General features: G+C 54.0%; 3 protein-coding genes and 1 tRNA gene. 3 read left to right on the forward strand and 1 reads right to left on the reverse strand.

Going from position 1 to position 3651, the window contains the following annotated elements; genetic code table 11:
* Positions 1–714: alcohol dehydrogenase catalytic domain-containing protein (locus AC2FNU_RS24255; protein ID WP_496793956.1), on the reverse strand; the 714-nt coding region annotated here is incomplete at its 3' end.
* Between the two features lie 292 nt (positions 715–1006).
* On the opposite strand from AC2FNU_RS24255, the gene AC2FNU_RS24260 reads away from it, so the two are divergent.
* The 3 genes from AC2FNU_RS24260 (at position 1007) to AC2FNU_RS24270 (ending at position 3457) form a co-directional block, all read left to right on the forward strand.
* Entirely contained in the window at positions 1007–1903 is an 897-nt protein-coding gene (locus tag AC2FNU_RS24260) for a MurR/RpiR family transcriptional regulator (protein WP_496793959.1), read from the forward strand.
* A gap of 253 nt (positions 1904–2156) precedes the next feature.
* Positions 2157–2246 (forward strand) — tRNA-Ser (locus AC2FNU_RS24265).
* A 410-nt stretch (positions 2247–2656) separates the two neighbouring features.
* Positions 2657–3457, forward strand: coding sequence for a hypothetical protein (locus AC2FNU_RS24270; RefSeq protein WP_496793963.1), 801 nt, complete (start codon positions 2657–2659; stop codon positions 3455–3457).
* Positions 3458–3651: the final 194 nt, after the last annotated feature.

Raw genomic sequence — 3651 nt, forward strand, 5'->3', positions numbered from 1 at the left:
TAGAATGACATCCGGACCCAGCTCGGCAACATCTGCGTGTTTGGCCTCGGAGGCCATCGCGATGACACGCGCGCCACGTCGTTTCGCCAGCTGGACAAGGGCACCGCCAACGCCGCCCGATGCTCCGGGCACAAGAACCGTGTCCCGGTCGGTTACGTTAGCGCGGGTCAGCATGCCTTCGGCTGTGGAATAGGAACATGAAAAGGTGGCCAGTTCAGCGTCCGACAGATCTGACGTGATCGGCACGGCATTCACTGCAAGCGTCGTCGCGTATTCCGCGAACCCGCCATCTCGTTCTGAACCATAATAGCCGGTTTTATCCATATTTTCGGGATCGTTTGGATCGCGTAACCAGCCATCGGTAATGACACGCTCACCTATGCGCCGGGGGTCAACCCCTTCACCCACAGCCACAATGCGCCCGCAAATGTCAGCCCCTTGAATCCGTGGGAAGGTGATCGGATTACCGCCCCAGGTCGGGTCGTCTTCACCAACCTCTTCAAACGCGCCGCCGGTTGTTGCGTCGGTCACGGTCTTTGAATACCAGCCAGAGCGCGTGTTGACGTCGGTATTGTTTAGCCCACAGGCCGCGACCTTTATCAACACTTCCCCAATCACTGGTTCAGGACGCGGCCAGTTGTCGTGCAGAACCATCTGTTCCAGGCCACCATGGCCCATTGTGACCATAGCTTTCATTGTTTCAGGCAAGCTCATTGAGCGGTCTCCACTGTTGCGTCAGTGCGGGGCATAATTGTCAGTGCCATGCCCCCAATCAGAAACGTTCTGCCAGCGCGCGGAATGCGCGGTGCATTGGCCGCCTTGATGCGTAAATCGCAAGCATGGTTGCGTCCGTGCTCAATCCGCTTCACGTTCATGGCAAATTAGTCATAGTCTGCGATCATCGCATGCGCGCGTGGTGGCAATTCGTTCGCGGACATGATCGTTCCTCATCGCGAGTCTCGTTTCTGCTCGACACGCTAATTTCACATTTGTACCATCGTCAACCATGAATGACACAAACGTATCCCAAACAGTTCTGAACCGCCTGACTGAAGAGTGGGACGCCCTCACCCCCGAAGCGCAAAAGGCCGCACGGTATGTTTTGGAAAACCCAACGGATGTTGGGGTTTCGACCGTGCGCGAAATTGCCGAGGCAGCAAAGGTTAAACCCAACACCTTTGTGCGTATGGCCCGGCAGGTTGGCTTTGACGGGTATGACGATTTCCGCGAGCCGTTTCGCGACGCCATCCGTAAGGGTCAAATCTCGTTTCCGGACCGCGCCCGTTGGCTGCAAGACATCGGTAAGTCCGGAGAGCTGGGTACGCTCTATGCCGACATGATCGGTGCAGCGATACGGAACATCGAAGAAACCTTTGCAGGTATTGACGCTGAGCGCTTGAAATCGGCTGCGGAAGACATCTGGAATTGTCGGCAGATTTTCACTTTGGGCGTGGGCGTAAACAACTCAAACGCGCGCAACTTCACCTACCTGGCCTCTACCGGAATGAAACAGTTCCACGCCATCCCACGCCCCGGATCCACGCCGGTCGATGATCTGGCATGGGCTGACGAACAGGATGTGTTGATCGCAATCACCTGTCACCCCTACCGCACCGAAGTGATCGAGGCGATCAAACTGGCGCGGCAACAGGGCCTGACAGTCGTGGGGATATCAGACAGCCCGGCCAGCCCCGTTATCCTGAACGCACATCACGGGTTCGTTGTATCTGCAGATACGCCCCAATTCTTCCCGTCCTCCGTTTCAACCATAGCGTTGCTTGAAACCCTGCTGTCCTTTGTGATCGCCGTTTCCAGCGATGAGATCGTCGAACGGGTCGAGCGTTTCCACCGCCGTCGCCACCAACTTGGCATCTACGCGGCAGAACCCGAATGGCCCCGTTGAACCGGTTCGGTTGACATAGGTTGTAATCCGCAGGTTTCGTGAGTCTCAGGTTGCCCGGCCATGCCTAGAGCGCGAATTTGAGCGCGCCTTGGCTATGCGTGGGCTGCAAACCAACGTGCGAAGTGCACCGAAATTCACTGTTCGCCATACGAATCCAAGCGATTTCAAGGATTTCCGGAAAATTCAAGAAATCTGACAAACCGTCGACAAATGGCCTTGTATTTCCGGCGTTTGCAAGGATATACCCGTCGGCGGAGACGTGGCCGAGTGGTCGAAGGCGCTCCCCTGCTAAGGGAGTAGGCGGGAAACCGTCTCGAGGGTTCGAATCCCTTCGTCTCCGCCATCAACCTATTGGCACCACGAAGTTAAAGCCACGCGCGGCAAAGCTTTTCACCGTTGATAGATAGCTTCGTACAACTCTAACGAGGCACAGCCATCTGGGCTGGAATTTTCTTTTTCGAATAATTCAGATACTCGTGGGGCAGGATCCACATGGGTCGCACAGATGTGAGATGCGGCAAAGGTATACCGAATTTAAGTCAATCCTTCTTGCCCAGAAGAAGTTTGTTGAAGCCTTCTAGGATTCTTTTCGATCATAGTCTTCCACTGGGTTCACTCAGGCACTTCACCGCAAAACCCATCGACATGTGGACATTAAAACACAACGATCCAGAAGCATCATCCGGTCGTTGACGACCTCCAAACCGCTTAGGTAGAGACACTGTATTGAGCCGTAGCACAGGGAATGTTGTTTTGGATTTTGAGGTGGCGAGTTTTTGGTACGGACAACCGCTCTCTTGCGTGGAGCGGGTCTGTATTCAGTCCTTTCTCGACCATGGCTACACATATCATCTCTATGTCCTGGATTTGAACATTGATGTCCCCGACGGGGTCATCGTTCATGACGCCCGCGAAATCTATAGCGTGGGCAAGATCGACCAGCTTGACGCATCACGTAAACGTGCCGCGGTGTATTCGGATGTGTTCCGGATCTATCTAATGCAAAAAACCGACTACGTCTGGGTCGATCTTGACATCTATTGCGTAAACCCGCTGCACGTGAAGTCCGATTATCTGTTCGGGTTGATTAGGCGCAACAACTCCATGAACAATTGCGTTCTGCGTCTTCCAAAGGGCTCACTGGCCCTGAAACTCATCATCAACTTCTTGGAATCTGATGTGCCATTTCCATTTTGGCTCGGACCAGAACGCACACAGAAGCTGGTTGACCGATACCAGGCGGGAGATCGCTTTACGCTGTACGACCTGCCCTGGACGACAACCGGCCCCAGTGTTACCCGCTGGGCTCTAAGCGCGACAGGTGAGATCAGTCGCGGTCAACACTGGCACTTGTATTTTCCGCGCCGCGGTTTTTTGGATCCCGAACGCGGTCTGGACGACTATGAGCCCGATTGGGTTCGGTTCCATCATTTCCAGGGCGAAACCAGAAGTAACATGAAGGCGCATTACGGTGGCTTACCACCTGAAGGAAGCTACATTGATGTGGTCTGCAAACGTCACGGGATAGACCCGACACAATATCCGGTCATTTGAGCGTTTAACGCTTGCTACATAATCAAACGATGTTGCGCTCGCTACAGTCCGACCAATTTTGCGTAGTTTGATTTTTCCTTTACCAGTCTTGAGGACTGTTTGTGGATTGACCGTTCTGTTTGGGGGTTGGTTGCGGGGAGAGGATTTGAACCTAGGACTTTCATGTTATGAGCCTGACGAGGTGAAGACGTTAA

The organism is Ruegeria sp. BHSB064, from assembly GCF_059613205.1.